At 73.4% G+C, this 25,410-nt stretch carries 16 protein-coding genes; 6 read left to right on the top strand and 10 right to left on the bottom strand.

The features are described 5' to 3' along the window. Positions 1–60: 60 nt before the first annotated feature. Entirely contained in the window at positions 61–1,605 is a 1,545-nt protein-coding gene (locus I6A81_RS20780) for a family 16 glycosylhydrolase (RefSeq protein ID WP_203007635.1), read from the bottom strand. Between the two features lie 105 nt (positions 1,606–1,710). Continuing rightward, positions 1,711–2,670: a 4-hydroxy-3-methylbut-2-enyl diphosphate reductase gene (locus I6A81_RS20775; RefSeq protein ID WP_203007634.1), complete on the bottom strand. Its 960-nt coding sequence runs from the start codon at positions 2,668–2,670 to the stop codon at positions 1,711–1,713. Between the two features lie 227 nt (positions 2,671–2,897). On the opposite strand from I6A81_RS20775, the gene xseA reads away from it, so the two are divergent. Both xseA and I6A81_RS20765 read left to right on the top strand, forming a co-directional pair. Further along, positions 2,898–4,214, top strand: a complete 1,317-nt coding sequence (gene xseA / locus I6A81_RS20770; RefSeq protein ID WP_307874793.1) for an exodeoxyribonuclease VII large subunit — start codon at positions 2,898–2,900, stop codon at positions 4,212–4,214. Further along, positions 4,211–4,465 (top strand): exodeoxyribonuclease VII small subunit, encoded by a 255-nt coding sequence (locus I6A81_RS20765; RefSeq protein ID WP_203007633.1) that lies wholly within the window; start codon positions 4,211–4,213, stop codon positions 4,463–4,465. The genes xseA and I6A81_RS20765 overlap by 4 nt, the downstream gene beginning before the upstream one ends. 13 nt (positions 4,466–4,478) lie before the next feature. Here the strand turns inward: I6A81_RS20765 and I6A81_RS20760 are convergent, their stop codons facing one another. Beyond that, positions 4,479–7,055 (bottom strand): hypothetical protein, encoded by a 2,577-nt coding sequence (locus I6A81_RS20760; protein ID WP_203010276.1) that lies wholly within the window; start codon positions 7,053–7,055, stop codon positions 4,479–4,481. Further along, positions 7,056–8,444 carry a glycosyltransferase family 2 protein gene (locus I6A81_RS20755; protein WP_203002092.1) on the bottom strand — a complete coding sequence of 463 codons (1,389 nt, stop codon included), beginning with the start codon at positions 8,442–8,444 and terminating at the stop codon, positions 7,056–7,058. A gap of 436 nt (positions 8,445–8,880) precedes the next feature. Between I6A81_RS20755 and I6A81_RS20750 the strand changes: the two genes are divergently transcribed. From I6A81_RS20750 to I6A81_RS20735, 4 genes are all read left to right on the top strand, one after another. Continuing rightward, a complete protein-coding gene (locus tag I6A81_RS20750; protein WP_203002091.1) occupies positions 8,881–10,272 on the top strand; it encodes a class II fumarate hydratase in 1,392 nt (463 codons plus the stop codon). 295 nt (positions 10,273–10,567) lie between these two features. Beyond that, positions 10,568–11,977, top strand: a complete 1,410-nt coding sequence (sthA, locus tag I6A81_RS20745; RefSeq protein WP_203002090.1) for a Si-specific NAD(P)(+) transhydrogenase — start codon at positions 10,568–10,570, stop codon at positions 11,975–11,977. Between the two features lie 155 nt (positions 11,978–12,132). Beyond that, entirely contained in the window at positions 12,133–16,911 is a 4,779-nt protein-coding gene (locus I6A81_RS20740) for a TIR domain-containing protein (protein WP_203002089.1), read from the top strand. Between the two features lie 240 nt (positions 16,912–17,151). Then, positions 17,152–18,930, top strand: coding sequence for an HNH endonuclease signature motif containing protein (locus tag I6A81_RS20735; RefSeq protein ID WP_307874792.1), 1,779 nt, complete (start codon positions 17,152–17,154; stop codon positions 18,928–18,930). Between the two features lie 213 nt (positions 18,931–19,143). Here I6A81_RS20735 and I6A81_RS20730 read toward each other — a convergent pair whose 3' ends face one another. From I6A81_RS20730 to I6A81_RS20705, 6 genes are all read right to left on the bottom strand, one after another. Then, on the bottom strand, positions 19,144–20,316 hold the full coding sequence (locus I6A81_RS20730) for a DUF3616 domain-containing protein (protein ID WP_203002088.1): 1,173 nt from the start codon (positions 20,314–20,316) through the stop codon (positions 19,144–19,146). Positions 20,317–20,496: 180 nt separating this feature from the next. Then, on the bottom strand, positions 20,497–21,240 hold the full coding sequence (locus I6A81_RS20725) for a serine hydrolase (RefSeq protein WP_238428726.1): 744 nt from the start codon (positions 21,238–21,240) through the stop codon (positions 20,497–20,499). 669 nt (positions 21,241–21,909) lie between these two features. Further along, the gene (locus I6A81_RS20720; RefSeq protein ID WP_307874791.1) at positions 21,910–22,701 is read right to left on the bottom strand and encodes a serine hydrolase; all 792 of its coding nucleotides are present in this window, start codon (positions 22,699–22,701) and stop codon (positions 21,910–21,912) included. A 429-nt stretch (positions 22,702–23,130) separates the two neighbouring features. Then, a complete protein-coding gene (locus I6A81_RS20715) occupies positions 23,131–23,649 on the bottom strand; it encodes an SRPBCC family protein (RefSeq protein ID WP_203002086.1) in 519 nt (172 codons plus the stop codon). Between the two features lie 181 nt (positions 23,650–23,830). Beyond that, positions 23,831–24,388, bottom strand: coding sequence for an NUDIX domain-containing protein (locus I6A81_RS20710; protein WP_307874790.1), 558 nt, complete (start codon positions 24,386–24,388; stop codon positions 23,831–23,833). A gap of 204 nt (positions 24,389–24,592) precedes the next feature. Further along, a complete protein-coding gene (locus I6A81_RS20705) occupies positions 24,593–25,261 on the bottom strand; it encodes an adenylate kinase family protein (protein ID WP_203002084.1) in 669 nt (222 codons plus the stop codon). Positions 25,262–25,410 lie beyond the last annotated feature (149 nt).

Raw genomic sequence — 25,410 nt, 5'->3', positions numbered from 1 at the left:
CCCGGCCCGCGAGCCGGGCCGTCAGTCGTGGCGCGGCCCGCGCGGGCCCCGGGCGGCCGGCTAGCGCGTGACCCTGACGTAGTCGATCACCATGTCCTGCGGGAACGCCTGGCCCCGCGGCGGGTCGCCCGGCCAGTCGCCGCCCACGGCGAGCGAGAACAGCAGGTAGAACGGCTTGTCGAAGACCCACCGCTCGCCGGGGGCCAGGTCCGCCCGCGCGACCACCGCGTAGGGCTGGGAGTCGACCGAGTACACGATCACATCCGGGTACCAGTCGACGGCATAGGTGTGGAAGGCGCTCGCCACGTCCGCGGGCGGAGGGCGGCGCCCGCCGTAGCTGTAGCCGGCGGGGGTGCCGTCCGGGCCGTGCACGATGCCGGCGATCGACCCGATCGCGCGGATCGGCGCCTCGACCACGTCCAGCTCACCGGCCTCCGGCCAGCCGGCCGTCGGCAGGTCGACGCCCATCGCCCAGATCGCCGGCAGCAGCCCGATCCCGTCCGGGATCCTGGCCCGGGCCTCGATCCGCCCGTATGTGAACGAGAAGCTGTTCTCGGTCGTCAGGCGCGCCGAGGTGTACGGCGCGGTGACTCCGTCCGCGCCCGTGTAGGACTCCCGGCTGGCCCGCAGCACGAGACCGCCCGCGCCGTCGAGCGCCGCGTTGGCGGTGCGCCCGGTGTAGTACTGCAGTTCGTGGTTGCCCCAGCCGCCCGCGCCCACCGCCGCCGTCCAGGCCGCGCCCGGCGGCCGGCCGGCGGGGCCGTCGAACTCGTCCGCCCACACGGTCGCGGCCGGGCCGGTCCCGGAACGAACCAGCGAGGCCGACACGGCGGCCACCGCCGGGCTGCCGGCGCGCGCGACGAGCCGCACCTCGACCAGGTCGGTCGACGTCGACGCGTACACCGCGAGCCAGTCCGCGCGCAGCGGCCCGACCCGGGCCGCGACGTCGACGCCGCTCGCCGCCGTCCGCCCGTCCACGGTCACGTCGAACACCCGGCCGCCGGCACGCGCGCCGGAGGTCTCGGCGAGGTGGAACAGCACGAGGTAGCTGCCCGGGCCGGCGACCGGAAGCCGATAGGCCAGCGCGCCGACCCGCTGGCTCTGGTAGAGGCCCGGGTTGCCGGTGCCGTCGACGACGGCGTCGGTGCTCGCGAGCGTGCCGCCGACGGCGACACCCGCGTCCGGCTTCCAGAGCAGTCCGCCCGCGTCGGTGTAGTCGCCGGTGCCGGCGCGCCACCGGCCGATGCTGGCGGGGTCGGCGGGGCTCACCGCGCCGGTGGGCCCGGCCGTCGGGGCGGTCCGTTCGTCGCCGTCGCGGCCCGTCAGCGCCCGCGGGCCGATGAGAACGCCGACGACGACGGCGAGCACGGCGAACACCGCCAGCCGCGGGCCCCAGTCCAGGGCTCGCCGGACGGGCGAGCGCCGCGGCCGGCCGGGGCGAGCGCCGGGGGGTAACGGGGCGGGCGGCGCCGGCGACCGGTCCGCGGTGGGAGCGGAAGCGGACGCCCGGTCCCTGGCGGCCGGCCGCGCGGTGGAGCCAGCGGGACGAGGCTCGTCGTTGACGGACTTCAGGGCTCGTCCCTTCGACCAGACGCCCTGGCGCACATGAATGACCCCTCGCCGAGCGGGGCTCGACGAGGGGTCGGGGTTCGGGTGGGTCGCCCCGAGCCGGCGGCACGGGGCGGGTCGCCCCGGCGCGCCGACGAGAGGTCAGCCGGCGGCGCGCTCCTTGGCGCGCATGTCACGGCGCAGCTCGGGCGGCAGCGCGAACAGGAGGTGCTCCTCGGTGGAGGTGACCTCCTCGACGTCGTTGAAGCCCCGCTCGGCGAGCCAGGCCATGAGCTCGGTGACGAGCTCCTCCGGCACGGAGGCTCCGCTGGTGACGCCCACGGTCTCCACGCCGTCCAGCCACTCGTCCTTGACCTGCTCGCTGTTGTCGACCAGGTGGGCGGCCGGGGCGCCGTGGTCGAGCGCGACCTCGACGAGGCGGACCGAGTTCGACGAGTTCGGCGAGCCGACGACCAGGATCAGGTCGACCGAGCGGGCGATCTGCTTGACGGCGACCTGACGGTTCTGGGTCGCGTAGCAGATGTCCGAGTTCGGCGGGCCCGTCAGGTGCGGGAACCGCTCCCGCAGCGCCTCGACGGTCTCCATGGTCTCGTCGACCGAGAGCGTCGTCTGGGAGAGGTAGGCGACCCGCTTCGGATCCCGCACGGAGACTCCGGCGGCGTCCTCCGGACCGTCCACCAGGTGGATCCGGTCCGGTGCCTGCCCCGTGGTGCCGACGACCTCCTCGTGGCCCTCATGGCCGATGAGCAGGATGTCGTAGTCCTCGCGAGCGAACCGGCGCGCCTCATGGTGCACCTTGGTCACCAGCGGGCACGTGGCGTCGATGGTGCGTAGCTTCCGCTCCGTCGCCTCCTCGTGCACGGTGGGTGCTACCCCATGCGCGGAGAACACGACGGTGGCGCCATGCGGCACCTCTTCCGTCTCCTCAACGAAGATCGCACCTTTTGCCTCCAACGTCTTCACGACGTGAGCGTTGTGCACGATCTGCTTACGTACGTAGACCGGAATGCCGTACAGCTCCAGTGCCTTCTCCACGGTCTGAACCGCTCGATCGACACCAGCGCAGTAGCCGCGCGGCTTGGCCAGCAGGACCCGCCCCATGTCTCGGCAGTCTACGCGGCGCCGGCCAGCCGGGAAGACCGGCCGTCGGTGCGTCACGCGTTGCCGGTATCCGTCCCACTCAGCGTTTCCACCTGACGTCGCTGCTCAGCGGGCTGTCGCGGCCCCCGGTTCCCCCCGGGTGTGTCGTCGTTCCGACGGCCGCCCAGGTCACCAACCTCCCCGACCGCCTCGCGACCAGGCGGCGCGCGCTGCCCTACGGTGCACACGTGGCCCTGACGTCGAGCCCCGAACAGCCGCTGCCGGTGCGGACGGTCTCCCGCGCGCTCGGCGACTGGATCAACCGGCTCGGACGGGTCTGGGTCGAGGGCCAGGTGACGGAGATCTCCCGCCGGCCCGGCATGAACACGGTCTTCCTGACGCTGCGCGACCCCGTCGCCGACGTCTCCCTGCGGGTCACCTGCGCCCGGGCGGTGTGCGACGCGGTGGGACCGGCGCTGGCGGACGGCGCCCGGGTGGTGGTCTGGGGCAAGCCGTCGTTCCATCCCGGGCGGGGCACGCTGTCGCTGGCGGTCGTGGAGATCCGGCCGGTCGGGGTCGGCGCGCTGCTCGCCCGGCTGGAGGCGCTGCGCCAGCTGCTCGCGTCCGAGGGGCTGTTCGCCGCGTCCCGCAAGCGCCGGCTCCCCTTCCTGCCGGCGGCGGTGGGGCTCATCACCGGCCGGGCCAGCGCCGCCGAGCGAGACGTGGTCGAGAACGCGCGCCGCCGCTGGCCGGCGGTGCGGATCGTCGTCCGCGAGGTCGCGGTCCAGGGCCCGCTGGCCGCCGGCCAGGTCATCGACGCGCTGCGCGAGCTCGACGCCGACCCGGAGGTCGACGTCATCGTGATCGCCCGGGGCGGCGGCTCGCTGGAGGACCTGCTGCCGTTCTCCGACGAGGCGCTGCTGCGGGCCGTGGCGGCGGCGCGCACCCCGGTGGTGTCCGCGATCGGGCATGAGCAGGACAGCCCGCTGCTCGACCACGTCGCCGACGCGCGCGCGTCCACCCCCACGGACGCGGCCAAGCGGGTGGTGCCGGACGTCGCGGAGCAGGCGGCGCTGGTCGCGAACCTGCGCGCCCGCGCCCGGAGGGTTCTCGAGCAGCGCCTCGACCGGGAGGGCCGGGCGCTGGCCGACCTGCGTGGCCGGCCGGCGCTCGCCGCGCCGCGCCGGGACCTGGACCGGCGGGCGGAGGCGATCGAGGCGCTCGCCCGGCGCGCCAGGCGCTGCGTCGCGCACGCCGTCGACGTCGCCGGGCGCGACCTGGCCCACGCGACCGCCCGGCTGCGGGCACTGTCGCCGGCCGCCACCCTCGACCGCGGCTACGCGCTGGTCCAGGACGCCGCGACGGGCGCCGTCGTGCGGGACCCGGCGACGCTCGCCGCCGAGCAGGCGCTGCGCGTCCGGGTGGCGGCCGGCGTCTTCGGCGCCGTGGTCACCGACCCGACCGGCGCCGCGCCGCGGGGATCCCCCACCTCGTCCACGGCGCCGCCATCCGCCGTCCTGTCGGTCCCGGGCCAGGACCCAGCTCGCGAAGGAGCGTCCCCATGACGGAGCCAGCCACCGAACGGGCCGCCGCGCGGCCCGGGAAGGCCGCGGGCGGCGCGCCCACCTTCGAGAACGCCCGCGCGGAGCTCGAGGACGTGGTCCGCCGGCTCGAGGCGGGGGGCATCACCCTGGAGGAGTCGCTGGCGCTCTGGGAGCGCGGCGAGGAGCTGGCCAGCACCTGCCAGGCGCTCCTCGACGGGGCCCGTGCGCGGGTCGCCGCGGCGCGGCCGCCGGAGGCGCCAGAGCCACGGTGACGCCCGGCGCCGGCTAGCCGGCGCCGGTGGCCGTGCCGCGCGACCCGCCCCGGAACAGGTAGATGGTGGCGTTCGGGTTCTCGTAGATCGGCTCGAACCGCGGGTCGGCCGCGACGCCCGCCTCGATCCGCGCCATCGTGCCCGGTCTGACCAGTCCGGTCAGGTCCGCGTAGGTCCGCATGGACCTGCTGAAGACCACGTACCCGTCGCCACCGAGTTCTTTGATCAGTTCGACGATGCCGGCGACCTCGGTCTGCTGGCCCTTGTAGAGCGAGTTCCGCCGGTACTCCGAGTCCTCCAGCAGCGAGAACGGCACCGGGAACCAGCTGGTGAACGGCGGGTACCCGGGGCTGAGGTTGCTCGGGAAGTCGCTGTCGCCGACGATGATCTGCAGGCGCGGGTCGGCGTTGTCGTAGAGCCACTCGGCGGCGGCGACCTCGTCGCGGGTGAGCCGGCCGGTGGCGTACGGGATGTAGAACGCGCACATCCACAGCGCGGCCGTGACGGCGAGGACGACCCCGGCCGTCAGCTTGTGACGCGCCTTCACCACCGCCGAGGCGAGCCCTCGCTCTGGCAGCAGGACCGACGCGAGGGCGATCGCGCCCCACGGCAGCGAGAACAGGTACACCCGCAGCCGGCCCTCGCCGCCGTAGGTCTGCCCGAAGAAGATCAGACTCGAGGCGGCCATCACGGCGACCGGGATGACGGCCGCGCGCAGGCGGCCCCGGCGCAGGTTCACCAGGCTGGCGCCGAACGCCGCCAGGAACGTCAACACCACCAGCAGCAGGCCGGCGCGAGCGTAGAGGAGCCTGGCCCCGGACTTCACGGCCCCCGCGTCCGACACCTCGCCGTTGTCCGTCGCGTTCGCGAGCGGGTCGAGACCGCTGAGCAAACCGAAATGCTCGTTGACGAAGCTCGCGTTCGGCACGAGATAGGCCGCGGCGATCGCGGCGAGGGCCAGCAGCAGCCAGCGCGGCCGCACCATGCCCAGCGCGGTCAGCACGCCCACCGCGAGCAGGATCAGGTACGGGCTGAGCTGATGGGTGCCGACGACCGCCGCGTAGCACAGGAGGCAGACCAGCACGGACGCGGCGCGCGGCCAGCCGGGCATCATGACGCCCCCGTCGCCGTCCTCGTCGACGCCCCCGCCCATGCCCCCGTCAGCGCGCTCGCCGGCGCGCTCGCCGAGGAGGCGTCCGCCGGCGGGCGGGGGCACCCCACCGCGCCGGCCACCCACCCGCTCCAGCAGCCTCACCAGCCCGGCGGAGGGCGGCGACGTCAGCTGGCCGATCATCACCACGTACAGCGCGAGGCCGAGGCTGATCCCGACCGCCTGCGGCGCGAAGTAGGTCTGGCCGATCCAGTTGGCGGCGGTGAACAGGTACGCGGCGAGCCAGGGCACCCGACGGCCACCGACCAGGGCACGCGCCAGGGCGTAGACGAGCAGCAGCAGCAGGAGCGCGAAGAACGGCTCGGCCCACGCCGCGTACGCCACCGGGTTGTCCTCGCCGCCGAGGGCGCCGAACGACGCCGCCGCCGCGAAGAAGCCGGGCCAGCGGTGGTAGATGTCGACCGACGGGTCGACCGTGCCGTGCAGGGCGATGTAGCGGGTGACGCCCACGTGCTTGTACAGGTACGCGTACGGCGGCGCCTCGCTGAACGCCGGGATGGTGGCGAACAGCACGATCACCAGCGTGACGCCGTAGGCCGCGAGCTGGCGGCTCGAGGCGTGTGGCGCGCCGAGCGCCAGGACGGCGCCGACGAGCACGAGGCCGACGCCCCCGTACCAGGCCGGCGGCAGCACGGTGAGCAGGCCGTAGTCACCGAGCCGGTCGACGTCCGTCGAGGCCAGGCCCACGCCCCACAGCACGAGCCCCAGGACGAGGGGCAGCCAGCGCGCCGTGGCCCGCCGGGAGTCCACCGGCCGCGCCGGCCGCCCATCCGTCAGCGCGGCCCCGGCCCCGGCCGCCGGGTCGGCCTCGACCACCGCGCTGGCCTGGACGCCCGCGCCGGCCTCGACCCCCGAAGCGGCGTCGGCCGGCGGCCGGCCGGCGTCGGCTGCCCGGTCGGTCCGAGCCGGCCAGGCGAGCCGTTGGGTCTGGTCCGCCCCGGCCTGAGCGGCTCGCCGGTCGGGGCGACCTGGCCAGTCCGGCGGCCCGGGTCGGCGGACCGAGGGCTGGGCGCGGTCGTGCCCCCGCGCCCGCGGGTCCCCGGCGGTGGTCGGTTGAGCCCGGTCGGCCCGGCCTGGCCGTTCCTGCTGGCCGGCTCTGGCCGCCGGGCCGGTCCGGGGGATCAGCTCGGTGGCGTCCGCCGGCTCGGTCGCGGGCACTCGACGCGGCCCGGCCGCCGGCGCGCGGCCGGTGACGTCGCGGTCGGGGCGGTCGGGTGGCTGGAACCAGCTTCCGCCGCCGTGGCCAGCGGCCGGCTCCGGCACGGGCGGGCCGGGCGCGGACGATCGCCTCGCCGGCCCGGCGCGGTCGATGACGGCCGTGTGTTCGACGTCCAGGTGTCCGACAGCCGAGGGCTCGTCCTCCGAGCGGTGCCGCGTCCCGGAAGCACCCCGTTCCTCGGGTTCGATGGGCCGGCTCACTCAGGCGTCCGGCGCGTTCGCCGCCAGGGTCCCTCCCGGGTCGGTTCCGCCGATCCGGGAGATCGGGGCCGGGCCGGCGAGCCGGCGGGCCTGCGCGTACCGCAGCGGGCCCACGACCATGCCGGCCCATTCGCGGGCGACCAGCCCGCGCGGCAGCGTCTGCTCGGAGCCGTAGCTCTCCCTGGTCTCCGTCCCGATCCGGGCCAGCCGCAGCAGGCCGCGCGGCACCCGGCGCAGGACGTCGGCGCGGACCCGCCCGTCCGCCAGGTGCTTCGCGAGATAGGCCGTCAGGCCGGTGCCATAGCCCCACATCTGCTTGCGCAGGCCGGCCAGGTCGCTGCGGTGGCTGTGCCAGACGATCGCCGAGGGCTCATAGGCGAGCGCTCGCCCGGCGAGCACCACCCGGACGAACGCGTCGAGATCCTCACCGCCGGCGGGCGGTGTGCCGGCGCCGAGCGCCTCGTCGAACCCGCCGAGCGCGAGCATCACCGACGCGCGCACCGCGAAGTTGGCTCCGGTGCCGAACCGGCCGGCGGAGTAGGGATAGAGGGGATCGGCCGAGCGGTGCTGGTCGAGGTCGTAGAGCCGGGGGGCGCAGGAGACGCCCCAGTCCACCCGGACGTCGAAGTACTGCTCGGCGATGGTCTCCAGGCTCGCGGTGCAGACCAGGCCGGTCACGCACGCGACGTGCTCGGCGGCCCGGAAGCCGCGCAGCAGGCCGGCGATCCAGTCGGAGTCGACCGTGACGTCGTCATCGGTGAACGCGACGATGTCGTGGCTCGCGGCGTGCAGGCCGCGGTTGCGCGCCTTCGACAGGCCCGGGGCGTCCTCCCGCACGTAGCGGAACCGCTCCAGCTCGCCGACGGTCTCCTCGAAGACCCGCCTGGTCGCGTCGTCGGACGGCGCGTTGTCGACGATGACGACTTCCAGGCGCGGGTGCGGCAGTGCCCGCAGGCCCTCCAGGCAGGTCCGCATCGCCTCGGCCCGGTTCCGGGTGCACACGACGACGGTCACCGGCGTCGGGTCGGTCACGCCGTACGGGCAGGCGGGCACCTCGGTCCTGGCGGGGACGGCGTCCGGGCCGAGAGCCCCGACCATCTCGAGGCCGTCACCATGCAGGTGGATCCTGATCCGGCCGGCGAACGCGTCGAGCGCGGCGCGGTAGACAGCCGACGCGTCCGGCCTGCCATCGGCCGGCAGCGGCACGGACAGCGACCCGAGTGGCTCACCATGCAGCCGGACCAGGAAGCGGGCGGCCTCGCAGATCCGGCCGTCGGAGGCGCGCAGGGGGCCGGACGGCGGCCGCCCGCCACCGAGTTCCAACGTGCCGCACCACGTCGGGATCGGGTCCACGGTCGTGGGTAACGCGGCTGTTGTCCCTGGTTCCATGGCCTCTTCCTCACGCCCTCGATCGAGCCGGCCCGGGCCCGCGACGACGCTGGAAGGGCTCAGATTGCCCGAGGCACGCTACCAGCCACTTTCCTCGCAATCTCGGACGCCCTGGGACGACGGCGGCGAAGGCCACCACAACCGCTGCCGCCACGCGCCCAGGACTCGTTAGCCTGCCGTAAGCAGCACGCGTCCGGTCGCCCTGTGCGCAGTCGGGACAGCACCACGGCAGGCGGCGGGTACCAGCACGGTGGGTGCCACGGCAAGGACGTCGGCCGGCCAGAGGCCCGCTCCTGGCCACCGAGGACACAGGCCCGCCTTTGGCCACTGCCAAAGGACCCGGGCCCGCCTTTGGCCACTGAGGACACAGGCCCGATTTGGGCCACTGAGGACACAGGCCCGATTTGGCCACTGAGGACACAGACGAGGAGCCAGCATGACCGAGCAGGAGTACCGGATCGAGCACGACAGCATGGGCGACGTGCGGGTCCCGGCCAGCGCGAAGTGGCGTGCGCAGACCCAGCGGGCGGTCGAGAACTTCCCGGTCTCCGGGCAGCGGATCTCCCGCGCTCACATCGCCGCCCTCGCCCGGATCAAGGCGGCCGCGGCGACCGTGAACGCGAAGCTCGGCGTGCTGGACGGCGACATCGCCGAGGCGATCGTGTCGGCGGCGTCCGAGGTCGCCCGCGGCGACTGGGACGACCACTTCCCGCTGGACGTGTTCCAGACCGGCAGCGGCACGTCCTCGAACATGAACACCAACGAGGTCATCGCGACGCTGGCGACCGAGCGGCTCGGCCGGCCGGTGCACCCGAACGACCACGTGAACTGCTCGCAGTCGTCGAACGACGTGTTCCCATCCTCGATCCACATCGCCGCGACGCAGGGCATCGTCTCCGAGCTGATCCCGGCGCTCGAGCACCTGGCGGCGTCGCTGTCCCGCAAGAGCGAGCAGTTCGCCGACGTCGTCAAGTCCGGCCGGACGCATCTGATGGACGCGACGCCGGTCACGCTCGGCCAGGAGTTCGGCGGCTACGCGGCGGCGGTGACGCTCGGCATCGAGCGGCTGAACGCGGCGCTCCCCCGGATCGGCGAGCTGCCGCTGGGCGGCACCGCGGTGGGTACCGGGATCAACACGCCGCCCGGGTTCTCCGCGACGGTCATCTCCGAGCTCGCGGCGAGCACGGGGCTGCCGCTGACCGAGGCGCGCAACCACTTCGAGGCGCAGGCGTCCCGGGACGGCCTGGTCGAGGCGTCCGGTGTGCTGCGGGTCATCGCGACGTCGCTCTACAAGATCTCCAACGACCTGCGCTGGGCGTCGTCGGGCCCGCGCGCCGGCCTCGGCGAGATCCACCTGCCCGACCTGCAGCCCGGATCGTCGATCATGCCCGGCAAGGTGAACCCGGTCATCCCCGAGGCCGTCTGCCAGGTGGTCGCCCAGGTGATCGGCAACGACGCCGCGGTGGCGTTCGGCGGCTCGGCCGGCAACTTCGAGCTGAACGTGATGCTGCCGGTCATCGCCCGCAACCTGCTGGAGTCGATCCACATCCTGTCGACCATCAGCCGTCTCTTCGCCGACCGCTGCATCGACGGCGTCGAGGCGAACGTGGAGCGTTGCCGCCGGTACGCCGAGTCGTCGCCGTCCATCGTCACCCCGCTGAACAAGTACATCGGGTACGAGGAGGCCGCGAAGGTCGCCAAGCTGTCGCTCGCCGAGGAGAAGACGATCCGCGAGGTCGTGCTGGAGCGCGGCTACGTCGAGGCCGGCAAGCTCACCCTCGAGCAGCTCGACGCCGCCCTCGACGTCCTTTCCATGACCCACCCGTGACCCACCCGTGACGCACCCACTCATGACGCGGCCCGGCCGTCCCGGCCAGGTCTCCTGACGGGACAGCCGGTTCGGCGAGTTCGCCCGCGGGATTCCCCGCCGAGCCGCCGCACCCCGTGAGAACGGCCGCCCGTCCCCGGCGGGCACGGGCGCCGGCGGCGGCACCACTCCCAAGGTGCCGCCGCCGGGACCGTGTTGGCAAAATGCGGGTAACGAGACCGGCATAGGGGCCTATGCCACCGTCCGTGGCGGTTACCCTCACGTCGCAGGGTCCGGCGCGACAACGGGGAGCCCGATGTTCGAGTACGACGTCCTGGTCATCGGGTCCGGTCCAGGTGGACAGAAGGCCGCGATCGCGGCCGCGAAGCTTGGCCGCCGGGTGGCGATCGTCGACCGCCGCGACATGATCGGCGGTGTCTGCATCAACACCGGCACGATCCCCTCCAAGACGCTGCGCGAGGCCGTCCTCTATCTCACCGGCCTCTCCCAGCGCGAGATGTACGGCCAGAGCTACCGGCTCAAGGACGACATCACCGTCGGCGACCTGTCGGCCCGCACGCAGCACGTGATCAGCCGTGAGATCGACGTCATCCGCAGCCAGCTGTCCCGCAACCGGGTGACGACCGTGACCGGGACGGCGAAGTTCCTCGACCCGCACACGCTCTCCATCAGCGGGCCGGACGGCCTCGAGACGAGGCGCGTCACGGCCGAGAAGGTCATCATCGCCACCGGCACCCGCCCGGCCCGGCCGGACTCGGTCGACTTCGACGGCCGCACCGTCGTCGACAGCGACCAGATCCTCAACCTCGACAAGCTGCCCAGCTCGATGGTCGTCGTCGGCGCCGGCGTCATCGGCATCGAGTACGCCTCGATGTTCGCCGCGCTCGGCACCAAGGTGACCGTCGTCGAACGCCGCGACCGGATGCTGGAGTTCTGCGACCTCGAGATCGTCGAGGCACTGAAATACCACCTGCGCGACCTGGCCGTGACGTTCCGGTTCCGCGAGTCGGTGGTCTCGGTGGAACGGCACAACGGCGGGACGCTCACTCTGCTGGAAAGCGGCAAGAAGATCCCGGCCGACACCGTGATGTACTCCGCCGGCCGGCAGGGCCTGACCGCCGCGCTCGCGCTGGAAGCGGCGGGGCTCGCCGCGGACAGCCGCGGCCGCATCAAGGTCGGTGCCGACTTCCGCACCGAGGTCGATCACATCTACGCCGTCGGCGACGTCATCGGCTTCCCCGCGCTCGCCGCGACCTCGATGGAGCAGGGCCGGCTCGCGGCCTACTCGGCCTGCGGCGAGGAGGTGCACGCGATGCGGGCCGAGCTGATGCCGATCGGGATCTACACCATCCCGGAGATCTCCTACGTCGGGAAGACCGAGGACGAGCTGACCGAGAGCTCGATCCCGTTCGAGGTCGGCATCGCGCGCTACCGCGAGCTCGCCCGCGGCCAGATCGTCGGCGACTCGTACGGCATGCTGAAGCTGCTGGTCAGCCCAGAGGACCACAAGCTGCTCGGCGTCCACGTCTTCGGCACGGGCGCGACCGAGATCGTGCACATCGGCCAGACCCTGATGGGCTGCGGCGGCACCGTCGACTACCTCGTCGACAGCGTCTTCAACTACCCGACCCTGTCCGAGTCGTACAAGGTCGCTGCCCTCGACGCCATGAACAAGATGCGCGCCGTGGCCCGCTTCAGCGGCTGACCCTCCCGGAGGCACCCGCGTCCCTGCCCTGGCGACCGCCGCCCGACGACGCCGAGTCCCGGCCAGCGCCCGTACGCCAAGATTGAAGACCTTCGGTCGAATACGATCACCGCGAGCCAGATGACCCGGTTAGGCGACGCCATACGGGGGGCGCGGTGAATCGGCCAGTCGTGTTCGTCAGCTACACCCAGGTCGACCGCGCCTGGGCCGAATGGGTCGCCTGGTGGGTGGAACAGGCCGGCTACGAGGTCCGTGTCCAGGCCTGGCACGCGGTCCCCGGCACCAACTGGGTGTCCTGGACCTGGCAGGCCGCGCGGGATGCCCAGCACACGCTCCTCGTGGTCTCGGCCGAGGCGCTGCGCTCCGAATACGTCGAGTCCGAATGGACCGCCGCGTTCCGAGAGGACCCACGGGGGACGGCGCGGCGCCTGATCCCGGTGCAGGTGGCCGCCTGCCCGCTTCCCGGGCAGCTCGACAGCCTCACCCGGATCGACCTGACCGACCTCGGATCCGAGGAACGGGCGAGCGAAGCCCTGCTCGCGGGCCTGCGCGCCGCGGTGACCGGCAGCGGGCGGCCCCTCCAGGCGCCCGGCTTTCCAGGCGGGCCGGCGCCGGAAAGCCCGGCCGAACGGCGCTCCGACGCCGCCCGCCCGCCGTTCCCGCGGGCCACCGGCACCGCCAGCTTCGCGGACCGCGTCCGGGAGGCCTGCGCCGACCGCTACCCCGGCGCGGACATCCAGCCGGTCGCGCCGACCAGGGACGCCGCCCTCCACCTCGACGTCACCTGGGACAACGACGGCTACCGCCGGCGTTGGCCGGTCGGGCTCGCCCCGGCCGGAATGGACCAGGCCACCCTGACCGCCTTCGTCGAGCAGGTGCACGCCCGGTACGAGCAGACCGACCGACGGGTCGAGTCCGAGCTGGTACACGGGGGCGACCTGCCCGAAGACGCCCTCGTCCGTGCGGCGCGTCGCCGCGGCGTCCTCGTCCGCAGCCTCCGCGAGTACCAGCGGCTGTGGGATCCGCGCCGCTACCTGGCCGCCCAGCGGCGCCGGCTCGAGGCCGACCCGGAGTACGCCTCGGCGATCTACGTTCCGCAGCGGTTCCTGCGACTCGACGACCCGCCGGACGCGCGACCGCGGCCGGACGTGTTCGGCGAGGTCGTGGACTGGCTGGACGCCGAGTCCGCACGGGTGGCGCTTGTCCTTGGCGACTTCGGCCACGGCAAGACCTTCCTGCTGCGCGAGCTCGCCCGCCGGATTCCCGCGATCCTGCCGAACCTGGTGCCGGTGGTGATCGAGCTGCGCGCGCTGGAGAAGACGTACCGCCTCGAGCAGTTGCTCGCCGCGCACCTCAGCCGCAACCGCGAGGACGTCATCGATGTCCGGGCGGTCCTGCACATGCTCGCCAGCGGCCAGCTGCTGCTGATGTTCGACGGCTTCGACGAGCTGGCGCTGCGCGTCGACTACGACCGGGCGGCCGAGCACCTCGGCACGCTGCTGTCGGCGGTGGCCGGCCGGGCCAAGGTCGTCATCACCAGCCGCGTCCAGCACTTCGCCGCCGACCAGCAGGTGCGCTCCGCGCTCGGCCAGCAGGTACACCTGGTCACCGGCAGCAGGCTGCTGCGGCTCGCGGACTTCGATCAGGCCCAGATCCGCGAGTTCCTCGTCCGGCTGCACCAGGGCGACGAGGCGCAGGCCGACGCCCGCCTCGGCCTGCTCCACGAGATCAAGGATCTGCTCGGGCTGTCCCGCAACCCGCGGATGCTGTCCTTCATCGCCGACCTGCCCGTCGCGGAGCTGACGGCGATCAGGGACAGCCGCGGTGAGATCAGCGCGGCCGCCCTCTACGAGAAGCTCCTCGACCGCTGGCTGCGGTTCGAGACGGCCCGCCGGCTGCCGACCCGTGCCACCCCGCTGACCCTCGACCCGACGCAGCTGCGCCAGGCCGCGACCGCCGTCGCGCTGGAGCTGTGGCGCTCCGGCGAGGACGGTGTCGACCTGCCCGTGCTGGCGACGGCGACCAGGTCGGTGCTGGCCGATCTCACCCGGCTGCGGATGGAGCCGGGCCAGGCCACCCACACCGTCGGCTCCGGCAGCCTGCTGGTCCGCCAGGACGACGACCGGTTCGGCTTCGTCCACTCGTCGGTGCAGGAGTACCTGATCGCGGACGAGACCGCGCGGCGGCTGGGTGCCGGCGAGAGCGCCGGCACCGGCCCGCTCGGTGGCCGCGAGATGTCCCCGCTGATGGTCGACTTCCTCTGCGACGCGCTGCGGCGCGACCCGGCGGCGCGGGAACGGGCCGTCGGATGGGCCGCGACGACGCTGAGCACGCGCGGCGCCCCGGACGCCGCGGTCGCGAACGCGATCGCGATCAGCGGCCGGCTTGAGGTGCGGACGGGCCGGCGCCGCGCCAGCCTCGCGGGGCAGGATCTGCGTGGCCGGGATCTTTCTGGCCTCGACCTGCGCGGCGCCGACCTGTCCGGGACGGACCTGCGCGGCGCCCGCCTCGCCGGCCTCGACCTGACCGAGGCCAGCCTGCGCGGTGCCCAGGTGGTCCGGGCCAGCCTCGACGAGGTGACGCTCGCCCGCGCGGACCTCAGCCACGCCGACCTGACCGGCGCGGTGCTGCGGCACGCCGACCTGGGCGGCGCCGATCTCAGCCAGGCGGACTTCACCGGCGCCACCGTGCTCGGGGGCTCGCTCGCGGGCGCGAAACTCACCGGCGGCCGGTGGGCCGAGGCCGCGGTCATCGGCGCCGCCCTCGACGCGTCCGCCCACGACACGCCGGAGCTCCGGCCCGCCCTCATCGCCAACCGGGAACGACTGGTCCCGCAGGTGCATCCCTACCACGAGGCCGGGGATGTCGTGTACCTACTGGGCGGGCGGCTGCTCGCCGCCGCCCACGGCCCGGTCGTCCTGCTGATCGATCCGGTCGCCGCCCGGGCCCTGCGGGTGCTGCCGCTCGCCGCCGACTCGCCGACGCGACTGGCCGCGACGGCGGACGGCGGACTGCTCGTGATCGCGACCGGTGGGACAGTCCGGATGTGGGACCTTCGGCCGGATGCCGCCGCGCCCTCGGCCGCTCCGGCCGGCGACGCGGGTCCTCACAGCCTGCCCGGGCGCCTGGTCAGCACGGTCGACCTTCCCAGCCCGGTCGTGGCTCTGGCGGTCGACCGGTCCGGACGACATGCCGTCGCGGTGGACCAGCAGGAGGGCGCCGCGCGGCTACTGGACCTTTCGGCCGGAAAGATGTTCGAGAAGCCCCTGGGAGGGGGCGAAACCGTCGCCGTCAGCCCGGACGGCCGCCTCGTCGCCCTGGGCCTCCGCGACCGCGCCTCGCGGACCTACGGGGTACGCGTTCAGGAGCTGCCCTCCGGGCAGGAGGCGCACTGGCTGCCACACGAGGGCCGGGTACGGGACGTCCAGTTCGGCCGGGACGGCGGGATTCTCGTCACGGTGTCCGACGCGGCCCCCGGGAGCGGCGACACGCTGACCGTCTGGAGGCTGGGCCCCCAGGTCACCCGGAGCAGCCACCGCACCCAGTGGTCAGGCCCGGTGGCCTTCCATCCGACCAGCAGCCTGCTCGCGCAGGCCGAGTCGAACGGCGTCGTCGTCTGGGACCTCTCCTCGGGACAGAAGGTGGTTGAGCCGAGGACCAGCGGTTCGATCCGGTTTGGGTCCGGCCTCGCCTTCCACCCGGACGGGACGGAGATCGCCTGTTCCACGGCCACGGGTGTCGAGCTGATCCCGCTCGTCGTGCCCGGAGCCGGGGACGACGCCGTGGCGCCGGTTGGCCAGCGTCAGAAGGTGTACGTCGGGCGCGGACGGCCAGTTGGGCCCGCCGCGCGGACCGAGAACCTCACCTTCAGGTCCTTCGCCGGTGTCGCGTTCGTCGACGAGGGCCGGCGCGTGCGGACGCTCGGCCCCGGCACCATCGTCAGGACCTGGGACAAGCGGACCGGCGCGCTGCTGTCGTCCCGCCGGGTCAACTCGCCGGGACGCTACCGCGGCACGTCGCTGTTGAGCGGCGACGGGCGGACAGCGGTCGCCGCCGGCGACGGCCAGGTCGTGGTCACGGACTGCTCCGGCGACGAGATGGAGAAGATCGCGGAACATCGGCGACCGTTCGGGCAGGCGGCCGCGGCGCTGAGCCCGGACGGTTCGCTGCTGGCGGTGACGTCGTACGACGAAGTGGCCGTCATCCGTACGGCGTCGGGGCGGCCTCCCTGGGGATGGGCGGGCCCGATGCGCCGACGCAGATTGCGAAGCACACCCAAAGTGTCGTTCAGCCCGGACAACCGCCATGTGGCGATGACGGACTTTCGTCGCACCACGGTCAGCAGGATCGGCACCCGTGCCGGGTCAAGAACCATCCCGCTGGCGGGTCCGATCGCCTTCAGCCCGGACGGGCACACGCTGGCAGGGCTCGGCCACGACCGGGAAGCGATCGAGCTGTGGAACCACCGCGACGGGCGTGCGACAGGCGTGCTCACGGCCCCGGCCGGCTCGGCAGCCAACCCGCACGCGCTGGCCTTCAGCTCCGACGGCGGCCTGCTCGCCGCCGCCGTGCACGACCGGATCCACGTATGGGAGGTCGCGGCCGGCGCGTGCCGGCATACCCTGGCCGGCCACCTCGGCCAGGTGCGGGCCATCGCCTTCGACCCGGCCGGCGCCCTGCTCGCGAGCACCGGGGACGACGGGACCCTACGCCTCTGGGACACGGACACCGGGCGTGAGCGGGTCGCGCTGCTCGACCTGCCGGACGACGGCTGGGCCGCCCTGCTGCCGGATGGCTCCTACAAGCTCGCGGGCGACCCGGCCGGGGTGTTCTGGTGGGCGCTGGGCCTGCGCCGGTTCGAACCGGGTGAGCTCGACGCCTACCTGCCGTCGATCCGCCGGCTGCCGGACGACGCGCCGCTGGACCTGCCCTGACCGCCATCCACGCGCGGCAGCCGCCGGCCTCCCAGCACCGCTGAGGGAAACGCCGCGGCGTCCCGAGGGCGGTTCCGCGGAACCGCCGCCGCCGTCTTACGAGGCACAGCCGCCGGCGGCGCCCCGTCTCCACAAGCCTCGGCGGAGGCCGGGCGGGAGCCAGCTCGCGCCGGTTCCAGGGGCCTCCTCGGCGGCACGTCGCGGCCGATCATGGCCCCGACCTGCGGCGACAGTCGAGAATTGTCGGACCCGGGTGGGATCCTGACGGTGTCGGTGGCCCCTGATTCCTGGCTGGTGGCGATGCACATGATCACGATGACCGCGTCCGAGCAGCCGTCCGAGCCCGCAGCCGGGCTGGCGGTGGACGTCGAGGCCGCCGAACTGGCGGCGCTGGAAAGGGAGATCGTGGCGTGGGCGGGCCGGCTGGCCGCGGCGACGTGCGGCTGGCTGGTCCTGGTCGCGGCGTTCGACCGGCGCGGCGGCTGGCGCGGGCAGGGGTTCGCCTCCTGCGCCCACTGGCTGGCCTGGCGATGCGGCGTGGCGGTGCGCACGGCGCGGGAGCACCTGGCGGTCGGGCACGCGCTGGAGACGCTGCCGGCGGTGCGGGCCGCGTTCGCGGCCGGCCGGCTGTCCTACTCGAAGGTCCGGGCGGTGGCCCGGGTCGCCGAGCCGGACAGCGAACGGGCCTGGCTCAACCACGCCCAGTGCTGCACCGCCGCGCAGCTCGAACGGCTCGCCGCGACCTGTGAGCGGCTCAGTGGCGACCATCCGGCCCAGCGGGCGGGCCGGCGGGTGTCGTGGCGGACGGAACGGGACGGAACGCTGCGCCTGTCGGCGGTGCTGCCGGCCGACGAGGGCGCGCAACTGGTCGCGGCGATCGACGCGGCCCGGGCGAGCCTGGCGGACACGTCCCCGCTCCCGGCCGCGGGCGAGCCGGACCGGCCGCCGGCGGACGGGGAGATCGTCGCGGCGCCGCGGGACCGCCGGGCGGACGCGGACGCGCTGGTCGCGCTCGCCGCCGGTTTCCTCCACCGACCCGCCCCTGGCCTGCTCCTGCCGTCCCACACGGTCACCGTCCACGTCGACGTGGACACCCTTCTGCGCGCCGACCAGCCCGCCGCGGGCCCCGACCAGCCGGACGGCGCCGGCGGCCCCGTCGCGGCGGCCGACGACACCGACGAGGCCCGTGGCCCGAGCACGCGCGACGACGCCGGCCCGGCGCCCGCAGGGGTTCACCGACGGCTGTTCCGCGCCGACGTCGAGCCCGGGATCGGGCTGTCCGCCGGCGTGCTGCGCCGGCTTGGCTGTGACGGGCTCCTGCGGGCACTGCTGTCCGACGCCGACGGCAACCCGCTGTACCTCGGCCGGCGCCGCCGCTTCCCAAGCCGGCGGCTACGCGACGCGGTCTTCGCCCGCGACCACGGGATGTGCACCTATCCGGCCTGCGAACACACGCGTTGGCTGCACATCCACCACCTGGCGGAGTGGGTCGCCGACGAGGGTGCGACCGACATCGACCTGCTCACCCTGCTCTGCGGCACCCACCACCGCACGGTTCACGACGAGGGCATCACCCTCGAACGCGGCCCCGACGGCACGATCATCGCGATCCTGCCCGACGGCCGGGTCCTGCGTCCCGCGCCGCCCGTCGACCCCGGCCCGCGGGCCACCGAGATCCTCGCCGCCACGACCGCCGACCTCGACGACGACGCGATATCCACCCGCGACGGCGGCCGGCTACACCTCTCCGATTCGGTGCTCGTCCTCACCCAGCACCGTTGGAACCCGGCCGCCAGGGCCTCACGCGGCGAGCGGGCTGTCGAAGACCTTCCGCGCGTCGAAGACCTTCCCGCGCCGGCCCAACCCGCCGACGGTGGCGATCCGGAAAGCCCTCGACCTGGCGGGCACCGGGAACGACCGCCAACCCGGCACCCCCACCACAGCCGCCGCCCGGTCACCGGCGGCCGCGGCGCGCGGTCAGACAAGCGGAGGTCGGCCGCGCGCAGGTATCGAGGGTGACTGCGCGCCGAGAATCGACGTCACCGAGCAGGCGGGTGAGGCGCTGGTATCACGCGCGACGCGGTGTCGGCGCCTCGGCCGGCCTGACCGCGCCGGCGGGCACCATGCCGCGAGCGGCTCCGGCTCAGCGGCTCCGGCTCAGCGGAACCGGCTCAGCGGAACCGGCTCAGCGGAACCGCCGGTCACGACGGCGCTCCGCGGCCTTCGCGGCCGTCAGAGCGCCGTGGGCAGTGGGAGGACGTCCAGCAGGATCTCGTGCGGATGCGGGCGGCGGCGCGGAGCGGGGCTGTCGTAGGCGACCAGCAGGGACGACTCGTCACCCGGCGCGTGGGTGATGCCTTCGGCATGGTCGTCGCCGTCGCCGTAGGGAATGTCGACGACGTGCTCGATCTGCTCGTCGGTGACGACCACGCTCGTCGTCGCGTGCGCGGCGCCGCGCCAGCGGTAGACCCTGACCGGGCCGTCGAGGTCCATCGTCGGCCCGGCGAGCAGCAGCAGGTCGTCGCCATGGGCCAGGATGTCGCGGACACCGAGGCCGTCGAGGTCGAGGAAGTGCTTGCGGTAACGGTCCGGGCTGGCCTTGGGGTCGACGGGGGCGAGCACCAGGTCCTGGCCAGCGCCCTCTGCCAGGCGAAGCTCGAGCACGATCGCCCAGCCGCGCAGGACGGGGCCGCGCAGGCCCACATAGATCTTCTCACCGACGACCGCGAGACCCTCGATGTCCAGGCCGTTGTCCTTGCTGGGGATCTTCAGGAACCGGCCGAGGTGCTCGTCGTCGGCGAGCGCGGTGGTCAGCCGGGTCTGCTTGCGCAGGCCGGTCGCCGCGGCGGTCAGCTTCCCGCCCGGGCGGTCCGGGTCGGAGGCCGTCGCGACCAGCACCGGCAGGCCAGCCGACATGACGACGGGGATCCGGCCGATCAGGTACCGGTTGCGGTTCTTGCTGACCTTCGCGAGCCGCAGCAGCGCCTGCTCCGTCGCGTGGTGCGGCTTCACCCGCTTACGGGTCAGGCTGTGCGAACCGAGGAACCACAGGTAGCCGCCGTCGCGGTCGAGGCCCTCGATGTCGATCTCCGGAACGACCCCGTCCTTGTCCGGTCCCTCGGGCAGAGGCAGGAAATCGCTGATCGGGTAGGACACGTGGTCGCCGTACGCGTCGCCGGCCCCGTTCAGGGTCACCCGCTCGATCGCGACCGTCTCGTCGCCACCCAGCCAGAGACAGCCACCCTCGGCCTTGAGCGTGGACAACGACTCGGCGATGTCGACGATGCCGAGATCACCCTCGTCGGCGCCGTGGGCGGCCGGCTCGCCGAAGCGAACCGAGACCGTACGCGCCGCGCTCTCGCCGCCGTGCCTCGTTCCCCCGGGGACCGCCTCGTCCGCCGTCATCCGCCCCGCCCTCCCCAGCCCGCTAGCAGGTCAGCGTAGGCCCTGACGCGACCAGATGTCCCGGTAGTAGGCCACCGCGCATTGTCGGCCACCGCACAGCCGCGCATTCGTCCGTCAGCCGCGTCGCGGACCGGCGGGCGCCTCGCGGCGCGGCGCCATGGACGGCCCGCGCGGCCCTCCTCAGGCTGGCGGCACTGCCTGCCAGGCGAGGCGGGACAGGCCCGAGATCGTCTCGATACCGACGCCCATCGTCGGGCTGTTCCGGGTGTAGACGGCCATCACGTAGTCCTTGCCGGCGCCGTGCACGTGGGCGAGGCTGTTGATCACCCAGCCGCCGTCGTAGGGTAGCCAGCCGTTCTTGATCTGGACGGCGACCCCGTCCGGGACGCCGGCGGTCAGGCCCCAGCGCTGGGACGAGACCACGGTGTCGAGCAGGCCCGCGGCGGTCGCCCGCGCGTTCTCGGACAGGACCGGGCCCGGGTAGGAGACCGCCCGCAGCACACGGAGCTGATCGAAGGCGGTGGTCTTCGTCAGCCCCCATTTCCCGCCCATCCCGGCGGTCGTCGAGGACATGCCGAGATTGCGGAAAAACCCATCCATTCCCCCCTGCCCGCCGGCCTGCCGCCACAACGCGCTCGCCGTCGCGTTGTCGCTGACCGAGATCATCGGCCGGGCGAGCCTGAGCTGCGCGGCCGCCAACTGGCCGCCTTCGCCGGTTTGGGTCAGGAGGGCCGCCAGAATGTCGAGCTTCACCGTGCTCGCGGTCTCCCAGCCTTTCCTATCCGAGTTCGAGACATCCACGGTGAGCCCGGTGTTCCGATCGTAGAGGGCGACGCTTACGGCGCCTGGGCGCATGGCGAGGTAAGAGCGGAACTCGGCCGCGAGGACCGGCGCGAACGACGACATCGGACCGGACGCGGCCATGGGGATCCTGGCTGGGTCCTCCCCCACCCACGCCCCCGGTGCCGACGCGTCCGGCTCCGACGCGTCGGGCTCCGGAGCGGCGGACGCGGCGGACGCGGCGGGGGCAGCGGGCGCATCGGACGCGGCGAGGGCGGCAGCGGGCGTCGGTGACGAGGGCAAGCCGGTCAGGTCGTCGCGCGTGGGGAGAAAGCCAAGAATCCCCGCCGCGCCTACGGGTGTCCTCGTGGAAGCGGACGTCGGCCGCGACCCGCCGCCGGTGGGTCCGGCGGCGAGGACTCCCGAGGCGGACGCGGCTCCGGCCAGCGGCGGCATCCCCACGGCGGACGCGGCTCCGGCCAGCGGTGGAGCCCCCATGGCCGCGAGCGCCGCCGTCGCCGCCACGACCACCAGCCCGACGAGCCGCCGCCCGCGACGCGCCGGGACGCGCTCCCGCCGAGAAGCGCCCGAAAAGGCGGGGTGAGTCGCCATATCCGGATTTGTACGTAGCGAGAGTTATCCCGAGGGTTGGGCGGGGTTACGGACTCTGAAACTCATGTTTCCGGTCGCGCCGCCGGTCACGGCACCCGCGGGCCCGACCGCGGATCACGATCGTCTGTCCTGGCCGAGACGCGAGCCGGTCATGCCCGGCGAAGACCGGCCGCGCCGCGGAAAGTGACCGACGGCCGTTCCTCAGGCCGCGGGGACGGTGGACCAGGCGAGGCGCGAGAGCCCGGAGATCGTGGTGATGCCGGTGCTTTCGGTGACGCTGTCGCGGGTGTAGACGGCCATCACGTAGTCCTTGCCGGCGCCATGCACGTGGGCGAGGCTGTTGACCACCCAGCCGCCGTCGTAGGGCAGCCAGCCGTTCTTGATCTGAACGGCGACGCCCGCCGGCACCCCGGCGGTCAGGCCCCAGCGCTGGGACGAGACCACGGTGTCGAGCAGGGCGGTGGCGGTGGCGCGCGCGCTCGCGGACAGCGCCGACCCCGGGTAGGAGACCGCGCGCAGCACCTTGAGCTGGTCGTAGGCCGTGGTCCTCGTCAGCCCCCACTTGCCGCCGGGGCCCGCCGCCGAGGCGGTCATTCCGAGCCGGCGGAAGAAGGTGTTCATACCGCCCTGCCCGCCGGCCTGATTCCACAGGGCGCTGGCCGACGCGTTGTCACTGACCGAGATCATCGGCTTGGCGAGCTTCTGCTGCGCGGCGGTGAGTTTGCCGCTCTGGCCGGTTTTCGCCAGCAGGGCGGCAAGAATGTCGAGTTTGACGGTGCTCGCCGTCTCCCAGCCCGCGCTCCGGAGCGACTTCGTGACGTAGACGGTCTTGCCGGTGTTCCGGTCATAGAGCGCGACGCTGACGGAGCCAGGCCTCGCGGCGAGGTACGACCGCCATTTCGAGGCGAGGGCCGAGGTGAAGGAGCTGCTGGTCGCGGCCGAGGCGGGGCTGGTCAGCGACGAGGCGCCGACGACGCCCACGACGGCGATCACGGTACTGACCATCAAAGCGGTGAGGCGTATCCGGCGCGCCGGACCGCGCGAGCGGCGAACAGGGGCCGAGCGGTCACGCGAGAAACCCATGCCGCGTTTCTACGCACGCCACCCACCCTCGGCGTTTGGCGACGGTTACAACTTTCGAAAATATTAACCACTTTCCGTGACGATATTTCTTCGGTGCGCGGAAATCACCACGAAAAGCGACGTGACGGCTCGAATTCGTCACCGCGGCGCGCGGCGGCGCCACGATCGGCCGGCGCGGGGCGCCGCCAGCAGACGCTCGGCGCCACCCGGCCCGCGCCGGTAGTCGGCCTGGGCTGGTAGAGCCGGCTCGCGCTGGTAGCCGGCCCGCGGCCGCGGGCGGCGGGCCCGGTCCGAGACCGTTCAGAAGAGGAACGACGGTCCGGGCCGCGGGGCCAGAGATCAGCGGTTTGGCGTGGACCCGGGGGCCGGCGACGGCGACGACGCGCTTGGAGTCGCTCCCTTGGACGCGGCGGCGGCCAGACGCCGCGCGAGCGAGTTGACCACGGTCACGGCGACCAGCCGCAGCAGCGGACCCGTGCCCCGGTAGGCCGGCACGAAGCTGCCTCGCCAGCTGATGCGGGTTCCGCCACCGGGCAGCGGGTCGAGGTCCACGGTCGCCCGGTAGTCGCGTACCGGGATCCCGGACAGGATCGTGTAGACGAGCCGGCGTGGCGGCACGTACTCGAGGATCTCCTCGCGGGACAGAAACGGGAGGCGACCGACCTCGCGGATCGCGCCCACCCCACCGGGCGCGGGCGTTCCGGTGCGGTACCACCGCGAGCGCCCGACGAACGGCCCGGCCCACGCCGACCAGCCCGCGCCGTCCGCGAGCAGCGCGAACACGGCGCTGGCCGGCGCGTCCGACTCGACGACCAGGTCGTAGGACTGCGCGCCGCGCCCACCGTCACCGTGCCCCATGCCAGGACCTCCCGCCGTGCTCCTCGTGGCCAAGCCCGGGCCGTGCTCCTCGTGGCCAAGCGCGGGCCGTGCTCCTCGTGACCAAGCCCGGGCCGTGTTCCTCGTGACCAAGCCCGGGCCGTGTCATGGCCGCGCGCGGGCCGTCGCGGACAAGTGCCAGCTATGGCGACCGACCCAGCGACTATCGCGAGGCGGCCGCCAGCTGGGAGCCACGCCGCAGCTTTGTCCCCAGTCTTCCAGGAACCTCGTTCGCCGGGACCCAGCGCGCGTCCGTGCCGGCGGCGAGCGCCATCTCGGGCATGAGCTCCCGCGCGGCGAGGTGCAGCAGGTAAAGGAAGTCGTAGTGGACGTGCTCGGGCTCGTCGAGCTCGGGCACCGGGTCGACGGGCATGGCGGCGAGGTCCCAGGGCAGGGTCGACTCGGGACGCAGCAGGTTGGGGTCGATGCCGGTGAACTCGTGGAGCTGACGCAGGGCCGAGCCGAGCAGGGAGCAGTCCTCGTCCGCGACGTGCCCGCCGGGGAACTGCCAGCCGGGCAGGACCGTGTCGTTCGTCTGCAGCACCCGCCAGTCCGGTGTGACGACGACGGCCCGGCAGGCCAGGTGGGCCGGCAGCGTGCCGCTCAAGGTGATCGGCGGCCCGAGCAGGGCGAGGATCACGAGGTCACGGACGACGTCCAGCTCGGCCGGGTTGGCTTCCACGTAGCCGAGCGCGGCGCTGACCACTGCGTTGTTCGTCACCGACACGAGGGGGAAGGTACCGCCGCTCCGCCCCGATATAACCCCTTCGCCGAGTGTTATGGGCAACCTTTAAGGTGGCGACACCGTAACGCTACGTGGCCACAACTCGGCCACCATGCACCTAATCCTGTGGAATCTGAGCCGAAATACCCATTGATGGCTCACCAGACCTGCTTCCAAGCCATCCGGCGTGACGACGGCGCATCACTCGGCATGGCGCGCCGGTGGGCCGGAGGACGACGGAAGTCGGAGCCGCTCACGGATCTCCGCCTGCACGACGGGCACGGGCTGGCTCGCGTCGACCACCGCCACGTACTCCTTGCGCTGGAAGATCTCCAGTACCGGACGGGTCTTGCTGTGGTACTCCCGCAGTCGGACCGCCAGCGCCTCGGGGTTGTCGTCGGCCCGCGTCACCAGCGCGCCGCCGCACACGTCGCAGACGTCCGCGACCTTCGGACGGCTCGCGATCAGGTTGTAGTCCAGGCCGCACCGGGAGCACAGCCGGCGGGCCAGGACCCGGCGCACGACCTCCTCGTCCGGCAGATCGAGGTAGACCACGCCGTCGATGTCGTAGCTTTCCAGGAAGAACTCGGCCTGCCGGGCATTGCGCGGGAACCCGTCGACGATGAAGCCGTAGTTCCAGTCGTGGTTGGCGAGCCGCTCGCGCACCACCCGCTCGACCAAGTCGTCATCGACCAGATGACCGCCGTCGACCGCGCGGCGCACCTGAGCGCCGATCTTGGTGTGGTTCTGCACGTTCCAGCGGAAGATGTCGCCGACGTTGATATGGACGAGGTCCAGGTCAATAGCCAGCAGTCGCGCCTGTGTTCCTTTCCCGCTCCCCTGGACGCCCATAACGACGTACTTACGCACCGCTGCACCCCCTGGTCCACAGGACTTCCGACTGGTCGCGGGCAGGCGACATGGTCGCACGCCACGCCGCCCTCACCGCCGCGACGACGGGCGCGCGGCCGCGTCGCGCCCACCCCGACCGGCCAAGCCGGAAAGACCGGGCAGCCGCG

Source organism: Frankia nepalensis (assembly GCF_016786325.1).
GTDB lineage: Bacteria > Actinomycetota > Actinomycetes > Frankiales > Frankiaceae > Pseudofrankia > Pseudofrankia nepalensis.
This window is presented reverse-complemented; position numbering and strand designations above follow the sequence as displayed.